We start from the raw sequence: 17679 nt of genomic DNA, 5'->3' as shown, positions 1-17679 counted from the left end.
GTACGGCCTCAGTACGGACTGCCGCTGCCGGCCAGCTTCCAGCGTCGCCAGCCGGCGGCGGCCATCACCACGAACAGCGCATAGAGCATGGCCGTCAGCGTCAGGTGCTTGTACAGGTACAGGCCGACGTAGAGCACGTCCACCGCGATCCACACCAGCCAGTTCTCCAGCTTCTTGCGCGAGAGCAGGAACTGCCCCACCAGGCTGCCGGCGGTCAGGAAGCCATCCATGTGCGGCACGTCGGTATCGGTGTAGCGCTGCAGGAACCAGGACAGCAGCCACCACCCGGCCAGCCAGGCGGTCGCCATCATGGCCCAGCCGGATCGCGTCAAGGTCGACACCTGCAGCGGCCGGTGCTGCTCGCCGCCACGCAGCCATTGATACCAGCCCCATACCGACACCGCTACGAAGACGAACTGCAGGCCGGCGTCGCCATACAGGCGCGCGTCGACAAACACGGCGGCATACAGCAGCGAGGACAGGATGGAAAACAGCCAGGCCCAGTGGTTCTGACCGATATTGAGCCAGACCGTCAGCACGGCCAGGACGAAAGACACCAGCTCCAGCGGCGTGGTGGTGAGGCCGAACCAGGTCAGCGGAGTGTCGGGACTCATGCAGCGGGACTCATGCAGCAGCAGGCAGATTCAGGAGCGTATCAGACCATTAGCGCGTAGCCGCGCGCACGCCACCCGCAGGTGCGTTGGCGGGAATGGAGACGCTGTTGGGTTGCCCGGAACCAGGCATGTAGGGATTCGGATTGGCGGCATTGGCGGGCTTGCCGGAACTGCCATCGAGCAGTTGCACGAAGATTTCGTTCTGCTTGATCATGCCCAGCTCGAAACGCGCACGTTCTTCGACGGCGCCCTTGGATTGCTTCAGGTCGTCCACTTCGGAGGCGAGCTTGGCGTTGCGCTCCTTGAGTTCGTCGTTCTTCTTGTGCGCCAGCTGGACCTGACGGTCGAGCTCCCAGACCTTGAACCAGCCGCCCTTGCCCAGCCAGAGCGGGTACTGGATCAACACCAGCAGGAAGGACAGGCAGAGGATGATCAGGCGCATAGCCGGGAGCTCTCTTTGCGGCGCCTGCCTTCAGGGTGGGCGCCGCAAATGTGTTACTTCAGGTTGTAGAACGCAGCGCGGCCCGGGTAGCTGGCGATATCGCCCAGGTCTTCCTCGATACGCAGCAGCTGGTTGTACTTGGCCATGCGATCCGAACGCGACATGGAGCCGGTCTTGATCTGCAGTGCGTTCATGCCGACGGCGATATCGGCGATGGTCGAGTCTTCGGTTTCGCCCGAACGGTGCGAGATCACGGCGGTGTAGCCGGCGCGCTTGGCCATTTCGATGGCGGCGAAGGTCTCGGTCAGGGTGCCGATCTGGTTGATCTTGATCAGGATGGAATTGGCGATGTCCTTGTCGATGCCTTCCTTCAGGATCTTGGTGTTGGTGACGAACAGGTCGTCGCCCACCAGCTGCACCTTCTTGCCCAGGGTTTCGGTCAAGAGCTTCCAGCCAGCCCAGTCGTTCTCGGCCATGCCGTCTTCGATGCTGATGATGGGGTACTTGTCGCACCAGGAGGCCAGGAGACCCGTCTTCTGGGCCGGGGTCAGCACCATGTTTTCACCGGCCAGGTGGTAGTTGCCGTCCTTGTAGTACTCGGAAGCGGCGCAGTCCAGGCCCAGGGCGATCTGGGTACCCGGCTCGTAGCCAGCCTTCTCGATGGCTTCGATGATCAGCTTGATGGCTTCTTCGTGGCTGGAGACGTTGGGTGCGAAGCCGCCTTCGTCGCCCACCGAGGTGGCCAGGCCGCGGTCATGCAGGATCTTCTTCAGGGTGTGGAACACCTCGGCACCGTAGCGCAGGGCTTCACGGAAGCTCGGTGCGCCCACCGGGATGATCATGAATTCCTGGATGTCCAGGTTGTTGTCGGCGTGCGCGCCACCGTTGATGACGTTCATCATCGGCACCGGCATCTGCATGGAACCGCTGCCACCGAAGTAGCGATACAGCGGCAGGCCGGCTTCTTCAGCGGCAGCCTTGGCCACGGCCATGGACACGGCCAGCATGGCGTTGGCGCCCAGGCGGCTCTTGTTCTCGGTACCGTCCAGGTCGATCAGGGTGCGATCCAGGAAGGCTTGCTCATTGGCGTCCAGGCCCATGATGGCTTCCGAGATTTCGGTGTTGATGTTTTCGCAGGCTTGCAGCACGCCCTTGCCGAAGTAGCGGCTCTTGTCGCCGTCACGCAGTTCGATCGCTTCGCGCGAACCGGTGGATGCGCCCGAAGGCACGGCAGCGCGACCCAGCACGCCGGATTCCAGCAGCACATCGCATTCCACGGTGGGATTGCCACGGGAGTCGATCACTTCGCGGCCGATAATATCAACGATTGCACTCATTCAGATCTCCATCAAGGTTTTAAAAATTGTTGGCGGGTGCAGGCCCGGTGGCCGGGGCGCCCATGATGAAACGGCCGCCCGACGGCAGCCGTTTCATGCACACGATCAGACCGTCACGCCTGGCCTTTGATTGCCGCGTGATGCGCCAGCGCCGCGCGGATGTACGAGATGAACAGCGGATGGCCGTCACGCGGAGTGGACTTGAACTCCGGGTGGTATTGCACGCCGATGTAGAACGGGTGAGCGTTCTCGCCGGAGCGCGGCAATTCCATGATCTCGCACAGATCTTCGGACGGGGTACGGGCAGAGACCACCATGCCGGCCTCTTCCACGCGACCGAGGTAGAAGTTGTTGGCCTCATAGCGATGGCGGTGACGCTCGGTCACGCTGTCGCCGTAGATTTCCGCGGCCAGGGTACCCGGCTTGACGGCGCAGGTCTGCGCACCCAGGCGCATGGTGCCGCCCAGGTCGGAATTGGCATCGCGGCGCTCGACCTTGCCGTCGTGGTTCTGCCATTCGTCGATCAGGGCCACGACCGGCTGTTCGGTGTCCGGATCGAACTCGGTCGAGTTGGCCTTGGTCAGGCCCGCCTTGTTGCGGGCGTATTCCAGCAACGCCACTTGCATGCCCAGGCAGATGCCCAGGTAAGGCACCTTGTTTTCGCGGGCATAGCGGGCGGCGGCGATCTTGCCCTCCACGCCGCGCTTGCCGAAGCCGCCCGGCACCAGGATGGCGTCATACTTGCCCAGACCGTCGGTACCGTTGGCTTCGATCTCTTCCGAATCCAGGTATTCGATGTTGACGCGGCTGCCGGTATGGATGCCGGCGTGGCGCAGCGCTTCGGTCAGCGACTTGTAGGACTCGGTCAGGTCGACATACTTGCCGACCATGCCGATGGTGACTTCGTGCGAAGGATTGTTCTGCGCATCGATCAGCTTGTCCCACATCGACAGATCGGCCGCCTTGGGCGACAGGCCCAGCTTTTCGCAGATGATGGTATCCAGACCCTGGTCGTGCAGCATCTGCGGAATCTTATAGATGGTATCGGCATCCCAGACCGAAATGACGGCATCAGCCGGCACGTTGGAGAACAGCGAGATCTTGTCGCGTTCGTCGTCCGGGATGCGGCGGTCGGCACGGCACAGCAGCGCGTCAGGCAGGATGCCGATCTCGCGCAGCTTCTGCACGCTGTGCTGGGTGGGCTTGGTCTTGAGTTCGCCGGCCGAGGCCAGGAAGGGAACCAGGGTCAGGTGCACGAAGGCGGTGGCGTTGCGGCCCGAGCGCAGGCTCAGCTGGCGCGCCGCTTCCAGGAAGGGCAGCGATTCGATGTCACCGACGGTGCCGCCGATTTCCACCAGCGCCACGTCAAAGCCTTCGGCGCCACGATGGATGAATTCCTGGATCTCGTTGGTGATGTGCGGAATCACCTGGACGGTCTTGCCCAGGTACTCGCCACGGCGCTCCTTGCGGATCACCGATTCATACACCTGGCCGGTGGTGAAGTTGTTCACCTTCTTCATCTTGGCCGAGATGAAACGCTCGTAGTGGCCCAGGTCGAGGTCGGTCTCGGCGCCGTCGTCGGTGACGAACACTTCACCGTGTTGCAACGGGCTCATCGTGCCGGGGTCGACGTTGATGTAGGGATCGAGCTTGAGGAGAGTGACTTTGAGGCCGCGCGATTCGAGGATCGCAGCCAGGGACGCGGCGGCAATCCCTTTACCCAGGGAAGACACGACGCCGCCAGTGACAAATACAAACTTGGTCATTACAGATGAGTGCCGAACGGCACATGCGGGAAATTCAAATTATACCCCAAAATGCGCTCGTTTTTTAAGACAGGCTGCGATAAGTGTCGCCGATGTCGCGACTTCGCCAAACTTGCAGCAGGAAAACATTCTTACCGGAGCGGGCCTCTTATAGGCTTCAGCCAGGGTTCAGCTTCTTGACTCTGTATGTGCAGTTTGGTTCAGCCCGGACGGCCCTGCAACAGCTCGCTTATCATGGCGTGCGTCGCCTGGGCGGCCTGTACGGGCGACTCCATCGGGAACAGATGGCCGCCGGGAATCTGGCGGAAGTGCGGCCCCACCAGCCGGCGCGTGGCCTCCAGCCCGGCCAGCCGGCATTCCACCGAATCGACACCGCCGACGAAGCCGATCGGCACCGGATAAGGCTGGCGCAGGACACGTCCCAGATGATGGGGAATGGTGCGATAGACCGCCGTTTCGGTCTCGCGCGAGAAGCGCAGGCGCACTCCCCCGCCGGCGTGCGGCTCCAGGCCGTGTGCCACGTAGTCACGCAGCACCTGCTGCGGCCAGGCCGCGAACAGCGCCTTGGCCGCATAGTGCTGGTAGGCCGCCTCGATATCGGGCCAGTGCTCGCGCCGCCGCGCCGACGCCACCGAGGGCGAGTAGCGGCTCTCATACTTGAACAGCTTGGACAGGCGCAACACCTGCGCCCGCCAGCCCGCCACGATCGGCGAATCCAGCAGCACCACGCAGCGCACCAGTTGCGGGCGTTTGCGGGCCGCCATCAGTGACAGGATGCCGCCCATGGAATGGCCGACCAGGATCACCGGCGCGTGGTAGCTGCGCTCCAGCTCCTCGCGCAGCTCCCGCGCCAGGGTGCGCCAGCCGTCATCGACCGGAAAGCGCGGATCATGGGCATGGATGGCCAGGGCGCGCACATCGTAATGGGCGCGCAACTGGTCGAAGAACATGCCATAGGTACCCGCCGGGTAACTGTTGGCATGGGCAAAATGCAGGATGGGAAGGTGCATGGAGACCGGGATGCAAGACAATGGCGGCAGCATAGCAAAACGGCCGGGGCCGCGAGCGTGCTATTTTCCCGCATCGCGAAATGCACCTCAGTGCAGGCCTAGCGGCCGTACCAGTAACGCGCGTGCTGCTTGCGATATTGCTCCACTTGCAACTGGTCGCCCAGGGTCATGGTCAGCGCGCCGGATTCGTCGGTCCGCAGACGGCGTATGCCCAGCCGGCCATAGCGCTCGTAGACATCCGGCCTGGGATGGTTGAAGCGATTGCGGTACCCGACCTGGAACACCGCCAGCTCCGGCCGCACCGCCCGCAGGAAGGGTTCGGTGGACGAGGTGCCGCTGCCATGATGCGGCGCCAGCAGCACCGTCGAAGGCAGGCGCTCGGCCATGCGACCGTTGAGCAGTTCGTCTTCCTGCACCGCCTCGATATCTCCGGCCAGCAGCACCGACTGTCGGCCGATCTGCACCTTCAGCACGCAACTGCGGGCATTGGGACGCCATTTGTCGCTCTCATAGCTGGCTGGCGTGGGATGCAGCATGGTGAAGCCGATGCCGTCCCAGTTCCACGACTGACCCGCCTCGCAGCGCGTGGCCAGCGGTGCTACGCGCAGGATGGGGCTATCCTCCGCCAGCGACGAATACACGCTGTCCACGGCCATGTTCTTGAACAGGGACACGGCCCCGCCCGAATGATCATTGTCATTGTGCGAGATCACCACCCGGTCCAGATGATCGATGCCCCGCGCGCGCAGATACGGCAGGATCACCCGGGTCGCACCGTCTGATTCGGCGCTGTAATAGGGACCGGTGTCATACAGCAGGCGATGGCCCGGGGTTTCCACCAGCACCGCCATGCCCTGCCCGACATCGAAGGCGGTCACCCGCATGCTGCCTTCGGCCGGTGCCACGGGGGCATTGAGCAGCAGCGGCAACCATCCGAACAAGCCCAGCCAGCGTACCGGCCAGCCGCGCGGCGCCAGCACCAGCAAGGTGCCGCCCAGGGCCAGGGCGAATACCCAGCCATTGGGCAAGGGCGTCTGCCAGACCGCCCACGGCATGGCACTGAGCACCTGCAGGAGATCGGCCAGCCACACCAGCAACAGGTGCGGCACCTGCAGCACGAACTGCGCCAGCACGGTCGGCAGCACGCTACCCACCAGCGCCAGCGGCGTGATCACCAATGACACCAGCGGAATGGCGATGGCATTGGCAATGGGACTGACCAGCGAATACTGCCCGAACAGCAGCATCGTCAGCGGCACCAGGCCCAGCGTGACCACGTACTGCGCGTGGCTGGCCTCCTTGATCCGCTGCACCAGCGCCGCGCCCCAGTGCTTGCTGGCCGCGGCCGCCACCATCGCCTGCGGCGGCTGCATGCGCCCCACCGTGCCATACAGCAGCAGGGCCACCGCCCCGAACGACAGCCAGAAGCCCGGCCACATCAGCGACCACGGGTCCAGCAGCACTACCAGCGCCAGCGCCAGGCACAGCACCACCGAGACCCGCACGATGCGCCCGCGCCAGAAGGCAATGCCGACCACCACCAGCATGTAGAGCGTACGCTGCGCCGGCACGCCAAACCCGGCCAGCAACACATACAGCAAGGCCACCAGCATGCCGACGATCACCGCCACCTTCTGCGCCGGCAGGCGCAGCGGCAACTGCGCGCCGGTAAAGAAGGAGCGCCGCCACAGCCAGCTGGCCAGACCGCCGCACAAGGCCGCCAGCATGGTGATGTGCAAGCCGGAGATGGCCATCAGGTGACCGATGCCGGTGCCGTTGAAGACATTCCAGTCGGCCTGGCTGATGCCGCGCTGGTCGCCCATGACCAGCGCCGCGATCATGCCCGCATAGGGCGCATCCGGCAAGGCCTGGTAGACGCGGTCGCGCAGCCAGCCGCGTGCGGTATCGATCACATGCCAGGGCGTCCATACGAAGGCATCAAGACGACGATTCACCGCCGAGGCAGGCGCGGAAGCCGCTGCCGGCCGCCCAACCACATAGCCGGTGGCCCGCACGTCATCCTGCAGCAGCCACAATTCATAGTCGAAGCCATCCGGATTGGCATTGCCATGCGGACGCTTCAAGCGCACCTGCAGGCGCCAGCGCTCGCCCGGTCGCAGGTCCGGCAAGGCCAGCCGCGCCGGCGCAGCCTGTTCGCCATCCTCGGTGGGCGCCTGGTAGCGCTGATTGCCATACCAGCTCAAGGCCAGCCGTGGCGGGATGGGCGGCTTCACCCCGCCCTGCAGCACCACCTGTTCGACATCGAAACGGAAACGCAGGCCCTGCCCCGTCGGCGAAGGCAGATCGGCCACGGTACCGATGACGGTGACGTCATGCCCTTCCCAGGCCGCCGGCAGTTCCTGATCCAGGTAATAGAGCGCAAACGAAGCCGCCCACAGGAACCCCAGCCAGGCCCCACAGGTCAGCAGCAGCGGCACGCGCAGGAAGGGTTGCCAGAAGCGGCGGGCGGTGAAGGCCAGCAAGCCCGCCAGCACCAGCCCGATCACATACCACTCGATGCCGGGCAACTGCGATTGCAGTTGCAGCAGGCCTGCACCCAGTGCGAAACCGATGATCAGTGCGCGCATCAGAGACCCAGCCCGGCGTGCGCCAGCCGCGGCAGCGCGGCCTGGGCATTGGCGGTGGTGGCAGCCGCGATCTCGTGCAGCGGCATCTGGCGCAGCTCGGCCAGGACCTCGCCGATGCGCGGAATCTGGTCGGGGGTGTTGATGTCGGGGTGGCGCCAGGCCGGCGAGATATCGGGCGCGTCGGTCTCCAGCACGATGGACGACAACGGCAATTCGGCCGCCAGGCGACGAATCTGCAGCGAGCGCGGGAAGGTCATGGCACCGCCGAAGCCCAGGTGCAATCCCAGCTCGACGAAGGTGCGCGCCTGCTGGTCGCTGCCGTTGAAGGCATGGGCGATGCCGCCGGGAACGCGGATGCGGCGCAGATGCTTCAAGATGATGTCCTGCGAACGCCGCACGTGCAGCAGCACCGGCAGCTGGAAGTCACGCGCCAGCTTCAGCTGTTCGGCGAAGAAGAACTCCTGCTTTTCCCGCAGCGGCGCCTCCTTCAGGGCCGGCACGAAGAAATCCAGCCCGATCTCGCCAATGCCCACGAACAGCGGGTCTTCCAGCGCACTGGCGATGGCCTCGCGCAGCACCTGCAGGTCAGCTTCCTGGGCCGTGGGCACATATAGCGGATGGATGCCCAGCGCATAGACCGCATTGCCGACTTGCCGCGCCAGGCGCCCGACCGTGTCGAAATTGACGCGCGCGATGGCCGGGATCACGATGGCCCGCACCCCGGCCTGCGCGGCCTCGTCGGCAACGGCTGGGGAACGGGCGCCGAATTCTCCGGCGTCGAGATGACAGTGCGTATCGACCCACATGGTTTGGCTGGCCTGGCGAAAAATCGGAAACCCCACCCACGGGAGAACGCTTCCGGATGACGACACACGCCACGGGGATCGCACCCTTGCCTGTCCGGCTTGCTTCCCCCGAAGCGCATTATTATTTTTACAGCAACTCCGGGACGCCCCGGAGCCAGAGACGGCAGTTTACCGTCTAAGCCACGCTTGCAGCCATTAACAATCGTAAAGAATTACCCCGCACTTCTTCGGATACACGGGTGAAACAAGTCTGAATGCGGACGTAAAAAAGGACGCGATCATTCGCGTCCTTTCTGTCCTTTGTGCCCTTCACGTCCTCCCCAGCCTCAATGGACGGCAAGGCCGGATCAGGCCGGCTGCAGCGACTTGCCCAGCTTGCGCAGGAACTGCTCGCAGCGCTCCATCTGGGCCAGCGTCACGAACTCGTTGGGCTTGTGGGCATTGCCGATGTCGCCAGGACCGCAGACGATGGTGGGGATACCGATCTGCTGGAACAGCCCGGCTTCGGTGCCATAGGCCACCTTGCGGGTCTCGCGGTCTCCCGTGAGGGCGCGCACCAGTTCGGTGATGGCCGCCTGCTCCACCGCTTCCAGCGCCGGGCTGCCGGCGAAGTTGTCGATTTCGATGCGGGCCTCCGGGAATTCGCTGCGCATCTTCGGCAGCAGCACCTCGGCGACGTACTTGTCGATCTGGGCCTGGATGTCGGCCACGCTCATGCCCGGCAGGTTGCGGAATTCATAGGTGAACTCGCACAGCTCGGGGATGGTGTTGACCGCAATGCCGCCACGGATCTGGTTGGTGGTCATGGTGCTGAAAGGCACGTCGAAGAACTGGTCGTAGGGGCCATTGGCCTTGTAGCCATCGGCAAAGTCGCGGATGGCGCAGATCAGGCGCGCCGCATGCTCGATGGCATTGCAGCCCTGTGGCGTGAGCGAGGAGTGCGCCGACTTGCCGTGCACCTTGCAGGCGAATACGTTGATGCCCTTGTGCGCTACCACCACGTTCATGCTGGTGGGTTCACCGACCACGCAGCCGTCCACCTTGATACCGCGCTTGACGATCTCTTCCAGCATCACCGGCGCGCCGATGCAGCCGATTTCCTCGTCATAGGAAAAGGCCAGGTGGATCGGCTTGGTACGCGGCATGGCCAGGAATTCCGGCACCAGAGCCAGCGAGGTGGCGATGAAACCCTTCATGTCGCAGGTGCCGCGACCGAACAGGCTGCCATCCTTCTCGGTGATCTTGAAAGGATCGGTATCCCATTTCTGACCATCCACCGGCACCACGTCAGTGTGGCCGGAGAGCACGATGCCGCCTTCGGTGCTGCCGGCATTGGGACCAGCCGTGGCCGGCAGGGTCGCGAACAGGTTGGCCTTGGTCTGCTCCTTGTTGTGCGCCAGCCAGGAGGAGATGCCCTGCTTTTCCAGACTGTCACGCACAGTCGTGATCAGTTCCAGGTTGGAATTGCGGCTGGTGGTATCGAAGGCGACCAGGGTCTCTAGCCATTGGCGGGTATTCATGTTCACTGACTCCATGTTCCATCTGTTCAAAAGCACACCGCCGTCTTTCATGGAGACGGCGGCGGAAAACTGCAAGCTTACCCGGATTGCGTCAGCCCTGCTGCGTCACCGCACGCAGACCCAACTCCGACAGGCGCAGCACGCGCCCGCAGCGACCGGCCAGTTCGCCGTCGTGGGTGACGATGACGAAGGCCGTGCCCAGCGTGCGCGAGAGTTCGATCATCAGTTCGAAGGTGCGGTCGGCCGTGCTGCGGTCCAGGTTGCCGGTCGGCTCATCGGCCAGCACGCAGGCCGGTCGCGTGACCAGCGCGCGCGCCAGCGCCACGCGCTGACGCTCGCCACCCGAGAGCTCGCCCGGCACGTGGGTCACGCGCTGGGCCAGGCCCACCTTCTCCAGCATCTCGCGGGCTTGCTCCTGCGCCTGGGCGCGCTTGACGCGGCGGATCATCAGCGGCATGGCCACGTTGTCCAGCGCCGAGAATTCCGGCAGCAGGTGGTGGAACTGGTAGACAAAGCCCAGCGACTGGTTGCGCAGCGCTCCGCGCTCGCTCTCGCCCAGGCTGGCAAAGTCCTTGCCCTGCAGGCTGACGGTACCGGCGCTGGGGGTATCGAGCCCGCCCAGCAGGTGCAGCAGGGTCGACTTGCCGGAGCCGGAAGCGCCGACGATGGCGACCTGCTCGCCGTGGTAGACATCGATATCCACATTGCCCAGCACCTTCACCGAATACTTTCCCTGGGTGAAGGTCTTGCCCAGGCCGCGTGCAGACAGCACGGCCTGGCGGTTCAGGATGGAATCATTCATAGCGCAGCGCCTCCGCCGGTTTGACGCGGGCTGCCGACCAGCTCGGGTACAGCGTGGCCAGGAAAGCCAGTACCACGGCCACGCCGCCGATGATATAGACGTCCGACCAGATGAGGTCGGAGGGCAATTCGGAAATCACATAGATACTCTTGGGCAGGAACTGCACATGGAAGGCGTGCTCGATGGCCGGTACCAGCACATCGATGTTCAGTGCCACCGCCACCCCCAGGGCGATGCCGGCAGCGGTCCCGATCAGGCCCACCAGCGCGCCCTGGATCACGAAGATCTTCATGATGGAACCGGGCGACGCCCCCAGCGTGCGCAGGATGGCGATGTCGGCCTGCTTGTCGGTGACCGTCATCACCAGCGTGGAGACCAGATTGAAGGCCGCCACCGCAATGATCAGGGTGAGGATGATGAACATCATGCGTTTCTCGGTCTTGACGGCGGCGAACCAGTTGCTGTTCTGCTGCGACCAGTCGCGCAGGTAGAGGTCACCGCTGAGGGTGCGCGCCAGCTCCTGGGTCACCTCCGGCGCCTGCAACATGTCGCGGATGCGCAGGCGCACCCCGGTGGGCGCATCCATGCGGAACAGGGTCTCGGCGTCCTGCAAGTGGATGAAGGCCAGCGAGGAATCGAACTCGTAATGGCCGGCCTCGAAGATGCCGGTCACGGTGAACTGCTTCAGGCGCGGCAGCACTCCGGCCGGGGTCACCTGCCCTTGCGGCACGATCACGGTGATCTTGTCGCCCAGCCCGACGCGCATGCCGCGCGCCAGCTCGCTGCCGAGGACAATGTCGAATGCCCCCGGTTTCAGGGAATCGAAGCTGCCCTGCTTGATCTGGCGTGCCACGTCCGAGACCTTGGGCTCTTCTTCCGGCAGCACGCCACGCACCAGCACGCCGCGTAGGTTGTCGTCGCGCGTCATCATGGCCTGGCCGGACACATAGGGCGCCGCACCCAGCACTTCCTTGTTCTGGAAGGTCTGCTTGGCCACGCTCTGCCAGTCCTTCATGGAGCCGGAGGCGTCGAACACCTCGATATGCGCCAGCACCGAGAGCATGCGGTCACGGACTTCCTTCTGGAAACCGTTCATCACCGACAGCACCACGATCAGCGCGGCCACGCCCAGGCCGATGCCGGCCATGGAAATGAGGGAAATAAAGGAAATGAAACTGTTGCGACCGCTGCGCTTGCCGGCCCGCGTGTAGCGGATGCCGACCAGCCATTCGAACGGCAGGTTTTTAATCAGACTCAAAATTGCTCCGGGAGAGGGCCTGCAAAATGTGCCGGCGAAATCCCGTCGAAACCGGACCCGCCGCACGCCAACACGGGCGAAGACAAAGCGCGAAGTTTGCCACAGAATGGACAGCCGGCCCATCCCTGGCCCCAGTCCTTCACTTGCGCACGTTCCCGCGTGCAGGCTATAGATTCACTTCTACGGCAGAGGTTCGCGGCTTGCTGTGCAAACTGTTTCATCTCCATTGCACGCCGGCTGTTGCATCATGAACTGGTTATATATACAGTATCCACCTGTGCCCGCCCTTTAAAGGCCGCCCTGCACGGTCTCCACCTGAACTGCCCCTCACCCATGCTGCCAGATCTCACCCGAGAAGCGCCGGCGCCGGCCTCCGCGCCCACCCACTCCCAGACCGCCCACCCGAGCGCCGCTGCCGACGACGCTGCGCAGGAGCGCGATCCCTTCGCCCGCCTCAACGCCGAACAGCGCGCCGCCGTCGAGCATGGCAGCGGCCTGCCGCCGGCGCAGCAGACGCCACTGTTGATCGTGGCCGGCGCCGGTTCGGGCAAGACCAATACCCTGGCGCACCGGGTAGCGCGGCTGGTGCTGGAGGGCGCCGATCCGCAACGCATCCTGCTGCTGACCTTTTCGCGCCGCGCGGCCGGCGACATGGGCCGCCGCGTGGGCCAGGTGATCCGCCAGGTACTGGGCCTGGCCGCTGGCGATGCCCCGCCGCAACTGCCCTGGTCCGGCACCTTCCACGCCATCGGCGCGCGCCTGCTGCGCGACTACGCCAGCGTGATCGGCCTGGAAGACGACTTCACCATCCAGGATCGCGGTGACTCGGAAGACCTGATGGGCCTGCTGCGCCACGAGATGGGCCTGTCTTCCACCGACAAGCGCTTCCCGCTCAAGGCCACCTGCCTGGCGATCTATTCGCGCGCCGTCAACACCCGCCAGGACCTGGCCCAGGTGCTGCAGGTCCATTTCCCCTGGTGCCGCGAGTGGGAGCGGCCACTGGGTGAACTCTTCGCCCGCTACGTGGATGCCAAGGAAGCCCAGCACGTACTGGATTACGACGACCTGCTGCTGTTCTGGGCCGATATGCTGTCCGACCCGGAAATCGCGCAGTCCGTCAGCGCCCGCTTCGACCACGTGCTGGTCGATGAATACCAGGACACCAACCGCCTGCAGGCCGAGATCCTGCAGCGCATGAAGCCCGATGGCGCCGGTGTGACCGCCGTCGGCGACGACGCCCAATCGATCTATTCCTTCCGCGGCGCCACGGTGCGCAACATCCTCGACCTGCCCTCGCTGTTCACCCAGCCGGCGCGGCTGCTGACGCTGGAACAGAACTACCGCTCCACCCAGCCTATCCTGCAGGCGTCCAATGCGGTCATCGCCGATGCCCCTGAGCGTCACTTCAAGAACCTGTGGAGTGACAAACCCTCCTCGCAGAAACCGCAGCTGGTGGTCATCCCCGATGAAGCCGAACAGGCGCGCTGGGTCGCCAACCGCATCCTGGCGCATCGCGAAGAAGGGCTGACGCTCAAGTCCCAGGCAGTGCTGTTCCGCACCGCCACCCACAGCGCCGCGCTGGAGCTGGAACTGGTCCGCCGCGACATCCCCTTCGTGAAGTTCGGCGGGCTCAAGTTCCTGGAGAGCACCCATATCAAGGACCTGCTGTCCCTGCTGCGGCTGGCCCACAACCCCAGCGGGCGGATGGCCGGCCTGCGTGCCCTGCAACTGATTCCCGGGGTCGGCCCGGCCACCGCCCGCAAGGTGCTGGACCTGATGGCCGGCGCCGCCGACCCGGCCGATGCCCTGCTTAACTTCGGCGCCCCGGCCAATATCGCCCTGCAGTGGCAGGCCTTCGCCGATACCTATGCCCTGATGCGGCGCGCCAGCGCGGCCTGGCCGACCGACATCAACGCCGCCCGCGACTGGTACCTGCCGCAGCTGGAACAACGCTACGAGGACGCTGACGCCCGCGCCGCCGACATCGAGCAACTGGCCGCGCTGGCCCGGGGCTATGCCTCGCGCGAGAAATTCCTCACCGAGCTGACGCTGGATCCGCCCGAATCCAGCAGCGACTTTTCGGCGCCTCCCTATCGGGATGAGGATTACCTGACGCTCTCCACCATCCACTCCGCCAAGGGCCAGGAATGGCGTTCGGTGCATGTGCTGAACGTGGTGGACGGCTGCATCCCCTCCGACCTGGCCACCGGCAGCGAGGCCGAGATCGCCGAAGAGCGCCGCCTGCTCTATGTGGCCATGACCCGGGCCAAGGAATATCTGCACCTGATCGTGCCGCAACGCTTCTACATCACCCAGCAGACGGCCCAGGGCGACCGCCACGTGAACGCCATCCGCAGCCGCTTCATCACCCCGCGCATGCTGCCCCATTTCGAGGACAGCCTGTGGCTGTCGGCCGAGACCAATGGCGCCCGCACCCCCATGCCCGAAAGCGTGCGCATGCTGGTGCGCCAGCGCGCCAAACAGGCCTGGAACAAGTCTTGAGCGGTTTTTTAAAGGCCTTCAGTCACATAAGTGAAGCTTTGTGCAGGGGACGCCCAGGCCAAGCGGCCCGCCAGCCGCTAAAATAGCGCCCCATGAATCAACTCGACATCCTCGTTCCCTTCGCCCTGCCCCCGGCCGAGCTGGCCCGCGACCTGCTGCGCCAGAGCAAGGCCCCCTCCCTGTCCATGCTGCTGGGCCGTGGCAAGGCGACACCGCTGCAGTCGCACGACCCGTTTTCGCGGGCGCTGCCGCATGAGCACTGGCTGGCCTGCCGCTTCGGCTTGCCGCCGGCCCCGCAGGATTCCAGCCCCGGTGCCGCCGCCGCATTGATGCAGGGCCTGGGCCACGCACCGGCCGCCGGTCACTGGTTCGTACTGCACCCGGCGCACATCCACGTGGCCCGCGACCACCTGGTGCTGACCGACATCGGCCAGCTGCAGCTGGAAGAGGAAGAATCGCAACGCCTGTTCGCCGCCGCCCTGCCGCTGTTTACCGAGATCGGCCATGAACTGGTGTATGGCGACGCCCGCACCTGGTTCATCCGCGCCGACGCCTGGGCTGGCCTGCGCACCTCTACACCGAGCGCCGCCAGCGGCCGCAATGTCGACATCTGGATGCCGGAAGGCCCGGGTGAACTGGCCTGGCGCAAGCTGCAGAACGAAGTGCAGATGCAGTGGTTCGCCGAGGCACTCAACGAGCAACGCGAAATGCGTGGCCAGAAAGCCATCAACTCCATCTGGATCTGGGGCGGCGCCGATGCCGGTGCCAGCGTGCAGCATAGCTATGGCGCCCGCTTCGGCCTGCGCGGCTGGATGCGCGCCTTCGGCGATGGCGCGCAGGCCGACCAGGCCCATGCCAATGCGCATGCCCATACCAATGCGAGCCAGGTGAACGACATCCTGCGGGGGGACGGACACCGCCTGCTGGTACTGGATGCCCTGGTCGAAGCGGCCCTGGCCGAGGAATGGGGCCTGTGGCTGCAGCACCTGGAACACCTGGACCGCGAATGGCTGGCGCCGCTGCTGGTGGCGCTGCGGGCCGATACGCTGGGGGCCGTCAACCTGGTCCTGACCGGGTCTGACCGCCTGGTCGAGGTTGCCGTCACCTGTGGCGCCTTGCGGCGCTTCTGGCGCAAGCCCTCGCTGGCGCTGCTGGCGGAGCGTTGCGCATGATCCGCGTCGCCACCCGCCCCTATCATCCCGGCCAGGCCGACCAACTCATCGCCGAAGGCGTCCACCCGGTCCTGGCGCGGGTCTATGCGGCACGCGGCCTGTCCACCGCGCGCGAACTGGCCAGCGAACTCAATGCGCTGTTCCCGCCCGCCGGCCTGCTCCACATCGACGCTGCCGCCAGCTACCTGGCCGACGCCATTGCCGCCGGCAAGAAGCTGGTCATCGTGGCCGACTATGACTGCGACGGCGCCACTGCTTGCGCGGTCGGCCTGCGCGGGCTGCGCCTGCTGGGCGCGCAGGTGGATTACATCGTGCCCAATCGCTTCGAATACGGTTACGGGCTCACCCCCGAAATCGTCGAACTGACGGTGCGCGAAAAAAACCCCGACATCATCGTCACCGTCGACAACGGCATCGCCAGCATCGACGGCGTGGCCGAGGCCAAGCGGCGCGGCATCGACGTGGTGGTGACCGATCACCACCTGCCCGGCGATGCCCTGCCGGAGGCGCGCGTGATCGTCAATCCGAACCAGCCGCAATGCGGCTTCCCCAGCAAGAACCTGGCTGGCGTGGGCGTGATGTTCTATGTGCTGCTGGCGCTGCGCGCCGAGATGCGCAAGCGTGGGCTCTTCGATGCCCAGACCCAGCCGCGCCTGGACACCCTGCTGGACCTGGTGGCCCTGGGCACGGTGGCCGACGTGGTCAAGCTGGACGCCAACAACCGCATCCTGGTGGCCCAGGGCTTGAAGCGCATGCGCAGCGGCAAGATGCATCCGGGCATAGCCGCACTGTTTCGTGCGGCCGGGCGCGAAGCCCGCCGCGCCACCCCCTTCGACCTGGGCTTTGCCGTGGGGCCGCGCCTGAATGCGGCAGGTCGCCTGGCCGACATGGCACTGGGCATCGAATGCCTGACCACCGACGACGAAGGCCGGGCCTGGGCGATCGCCCAGCAACTGGACGCCATCAACCGCGAGCGGCGCGACATCGAAGCCGGCATGCAGGACACCGCCCTCTTGCTGCTGGACGACTTCAACCCGGCCGATCGCCGCACCATTGCCGTCTTCGATGCCTCCTGGCACCAGGGCGTGATCGGCATCGTGGCCTCGCGCCTGAAGGACAAGTTCTATCGTCCCACTATCACCTTCGCGCCCGGCGACGAAGGTTTCATCAAGGGCTCAGGCCGGTCGATTGCGGGCTTCCACCTGCGCGACGCGCTGGACCTGGTGTCCAAGCACGCACCTTCGGTGATGACCAAGTTCGGCGGCCACGCCATGGCGGCCGGCCTGACCATCCATGCCGAGGCCTTCGACGCCTTTGCCGACGCCTTCGAGGCCGTGGGCCGCGACTGGCTCACGCAGAACCAGCTGGAGCGTGTCATCGAGACCGATGGCGTGCTGGAGGATGCCTATTATTCGGTGGAATTCATCAGCCTGATGGACCAGCAGGTCTGGGGCCAGGGCTTTGCGCCACCGGTCTTCTGCGATCACTTCCGGGTGCTCAACCAACGCATCCTCAAGGAGAAGCACCTCAAGCTGCAACTGGAGAAAAACGGCCGCAAGTACGACGCCATCTGGTTCGGCCACACCGACGCTTTGCCCGACCACGCCCAGGTGGCGTTCCGGCTGGATGCAAACGAGTACAACGGCAAGACCACCGTGCAACTGATGGTCGAACACGCCGAGCCAGCCTGATCGTCTCGCCCCTGCCCCAATGGGCGCAAAGCCTTGCCCCGCAAGGATTGCAGCAGGGAAACAGGACATCAAGAAGGGGACAAAAAAAAGCCAACATTGTGGCGTTGCAGTGGCACAATGTTGGCTTGGAGCGACTTTCAGCCTGCCAAACTGAAGGCAGCTAGAGACCGC

Annotated in this window: 13 protein-coding genes; 3 read left to right on the top strand and 10 right to left on the bottom strand. The window is 64.9% G+C overall.

The window, feature by feature from the left end:
- Window positions 1-8 precede the first annotated feature (8 nt).
- The 10 genes from pnuC to ACEOAC_RS11650 all read right to left on the bottom strand — a co-directional run bounded on the left by pnuC (window position 9) and on the right by ACEOAC_RS11650 (window position 12143).
- A complete protein-coding gene (gene pnuC / locus ACEOAC_RS11695) occupies window positions 9-614 on the bottom strand; it encodes a nicotinamide riboside transporter PnuC (protein ID WP_413444017.1) in 606 nt (201 codons plus the stop codon).
- Between the two features lie 49 nt (window positions 615-663).
- Window positions 664-1056 carry a cell division protein FtsB gene (gene ftsB / locus ACEOAC_RS11690; protein WP_413444018.1) on the bottom strand — a complete coding sequence of 131 codons (393 nt, stop codon included), beginning with the start codon at window positions 1054-1056 and terminating at the stop codon, window positions 664-666.
- Window positions 1057-1109: 53 nt separating this feature from the next.
- Window positions 1110-2393: a phosphopyruvate hydratase gene (gene eno, locus ACEOAC_RS11685; RefSeq protein ID WP_006464010.1), complete on the bottom strand. Its 1284-nt coding sequence runs from the start codon at window positions 2391-2393 to the stop codon at window positions 1110-1112.
- 113 nt (window positions 2394-2506) lie between these two features.
- On the bottom strand, window positions 2507-4159 hold the full coding sequence (locus ACEOAC_RS11680; protein WP_006464011.1) for a CTP synthase: 1653 nt from the start codon (window positions 4157-4159) through the stop codon (window positions 2507-2509).
- 200 nt (window positions 4160-4359) lie between these two features.
- Entirely contained in the window at window positions 4360-5169 is an 810-nt protein-coding gene (locus tag ACEOAC_RS11675) for an alpha/beta fold hydrolase (RefSeq protein ID WP_241811681.1), read from the bottom strand.
- Window positions 5170-5267: 98 nt separating this feature from the next.
- Window positions 5268-7757 (bottom strand): DNA internalization-related competence protein ComEC/Rec2, encoded by a 2490-nt coding sequence (locus ACEOAC_RS11670; protein ID WP_413628859.1) that lies wholly within the window; start codon window positions 7755-7757, stop codon window positions 5268-5270.
- On the bottom strand, window positions 7757-8563 hold the full coding sequence (locus tag ACEOAC_RS11665; protein ID WP_102662074.1) for a TatD family hydrolase: 807 nt from the start codon (window positions 8561-8563) through the stop codon (window positions 7757-7759). Before ACEOAC_RS11665 ends, ACEOAC_RS11670 begins: the two co-directional genes overlap by 1 nt.
- 347 nt (window positions 8564-8910) lie before the next feature.
- The gene (gene argE / locus ACEOAC_RS11660) at window positions 8911-10083 is read right to left on the bottom strand and encodes an acetylornithine deacetylase (RefSeq protein WP_077236873.1); all 1173 of its coding nucleotides are present in this window, start codon (window positions 10081-10083) and stop codon (window positions 8911-8913) included.
- A 91-nt stretch (window positions 10084-10174) separates the two neighbouring features.
- Complete coding sequence (lolD, locus tag ACEOAC_RS11655) at window positions 10175-10885, bottom strand: lipoprotein-releasing ABC transporter ATP-binding protein LolD (protein ID WP_006464016.1); 711 nt, start codon at window positions 10883-10885, stop codon at window positions 10175-10177.
- Window positions 10878-12143 carry a lipoprotein-releasing ABC transporter permease subunit gene (locus tag ACEOAC_RS11650; RefSeq protein WP_006464017.1) on the bottom strand — a complete coding sequence of 422 codons (1266 nt, stop codon included), beginning with the start codon at window positions 12141-12143 and terminating at the stop codon, window positions 10878-10880. The genes lolD and ACEOAC_RS11650 overlap by 8 nt, the downstream gene beginning before the upstream one ends.
- 333 nt (window positions 12144-12476) lie before the next feature.
- Between ACEOAC_RS11650 and ACEOAC_RS11645 the strand changes: the two genes are divergently transcribed.
- The 3 genes from ACEOAC_RS11645 to recJ all read left to right on the top strand — a co-directional run bounded on the left by ACEOAC_RS11645 (window position 12477) and on the right by recJ (window position 17508).
- Window positions 12477-14645 (top strand): ATP-dependent helicase, encoded by a 2169-nt coding sequence (locus tag ACEOAC_RS11645; RefSeq protein WP_413628858.1) that lies wholly within the window; start codon window positions 12477-12479, stop codon window positions 14643-14645.
- A 92-nt stretch (window positions 14646-14737) separates the two neighbouring features.
- Window positions 14738-15817: a hypothetical protein gene (locus ACEOAC_RS11640; RefSeq protein ID WP_413628857.1), complete on the top strand. Its 1080-nt coding sequence runs from the start codon at window positions 14738-14740 to the stop codon at window positions 15815-15817.
- The gene (recJ, locus tag ACEOAC_RS11635) at window positions 15814-17508 is read left to right on the top strand and encodes a single-stranded-DNA-specific exonuclease RecJ (protein ID WP_413445201.1); all 1695 of its coding nucleotides are present in this window, start codon (window positions 15814-15816) and stop codon (window positions 17506-17508) included. Before ACEOAC_RS11640 ends, recJ begins: the two co-directional genes overlap by 4 nt.
- Window positions 17509-17679: the final 171 nt, after the last annotated feature.

Source organism: Herbaspirillum frisingense (assembly GCF_047325095.1).
Classification (GTDB): Bacteria; Pseudomonadota; Gammaproteobacteria; order Burkholderiales; family Burkholderiaceae_D; genus Herbaspirillum; species Herbaspirillum frisingense.
The sequence above is the reverse complement of the archived record's forward strand: the minus strand, read 5'-3'. Positions and strand labels throughout refer to the sequence as shown.

Bases quoted from the DNA above. Each gene is read 5' to 3' on its own strand.
- pnuC (WP_413444017.1), bottom strand. From the start codon at position 614: ATGAGTCCCGACACTCCGCTGACCTGGTTCGGCCTCACCACCACGCCG.
- ftsB (WP_413444018.1), bottom strand. From the start codon at position 1,056: ATGCGCCTGATCATCCTCTGCCTGTCCTTCCTGCTGGTGTTGATCCAG.
- eno (WP_006464010.1), bottom strand. From the start codon at position 2,393: ATGAGTGCAATCGTTGATATTATCGGCCGCGAAGTGATCGACTCCCGT.
- ACEOAC_RS11680 (WP_006464011.1), bottom strand. From the start codon at position 4,159: ATGACCAAGTTTGTATTTGTCACTGGCGGCGTCGTGTCTTCCCTGGGT.
- ACEOAC_RS11675 (WP_241811681.1), bottom strand. From the start codon at position 5,169: ATGCACCTTCCCATCCTGCATTTTGCCCATGCCAACAGTTACCCGGCG.
- ACEOAC_RS11670 (WP_413628859.1), bottom strand. From the start codon at position 7,757: ATGCGCGCACTGATCATCGGTTTCGCACTGGGTGCAGGCCTGCTGCAA.
- ACEOAC_RS11665 (WP_102662074.1), bottom strand. From the start codon at position 8,563: ATGTGGGTCGATACGCACTGTCATCTCGACGCCGGAGAATTCGGCGCC.
- argE (WP_077236873.1), bottom strand. From the start codon at position 10,083: ATGAATACCCGCCAATGGCTAGAGACCCTGGTCGCCTTCGATACCACC.
- lolD (WP_006464016.1), bottom strand. From the start codon at position 10,885: ATGAATGATTCCATCCTGAACCGCCAGGCCGTGCTGTCTGCACGCGGC.
- ACEOAC_RS11645 (WP_413628858.1), top strand. From the start codon at position 12,477: ATGCTGCCAGATCTCACCCGAGAAGCGCCGGCGCCGGCCTCCGCGCCC.
- ACEOAC_RS11640 (WP_413628857.1), top strand. From the start codon at position 14,738: ATGAATCAACTCGACATCCTCGTTCCCTTCGCCCTGCCCCCGGCCGAG.
- recJ (WP_413445201.1), top strand. From the start codon at position 15,814: ATGATCCGCGTCGCCACCCGCCCCTATCATCCCGGCCAGGCCGACCAA.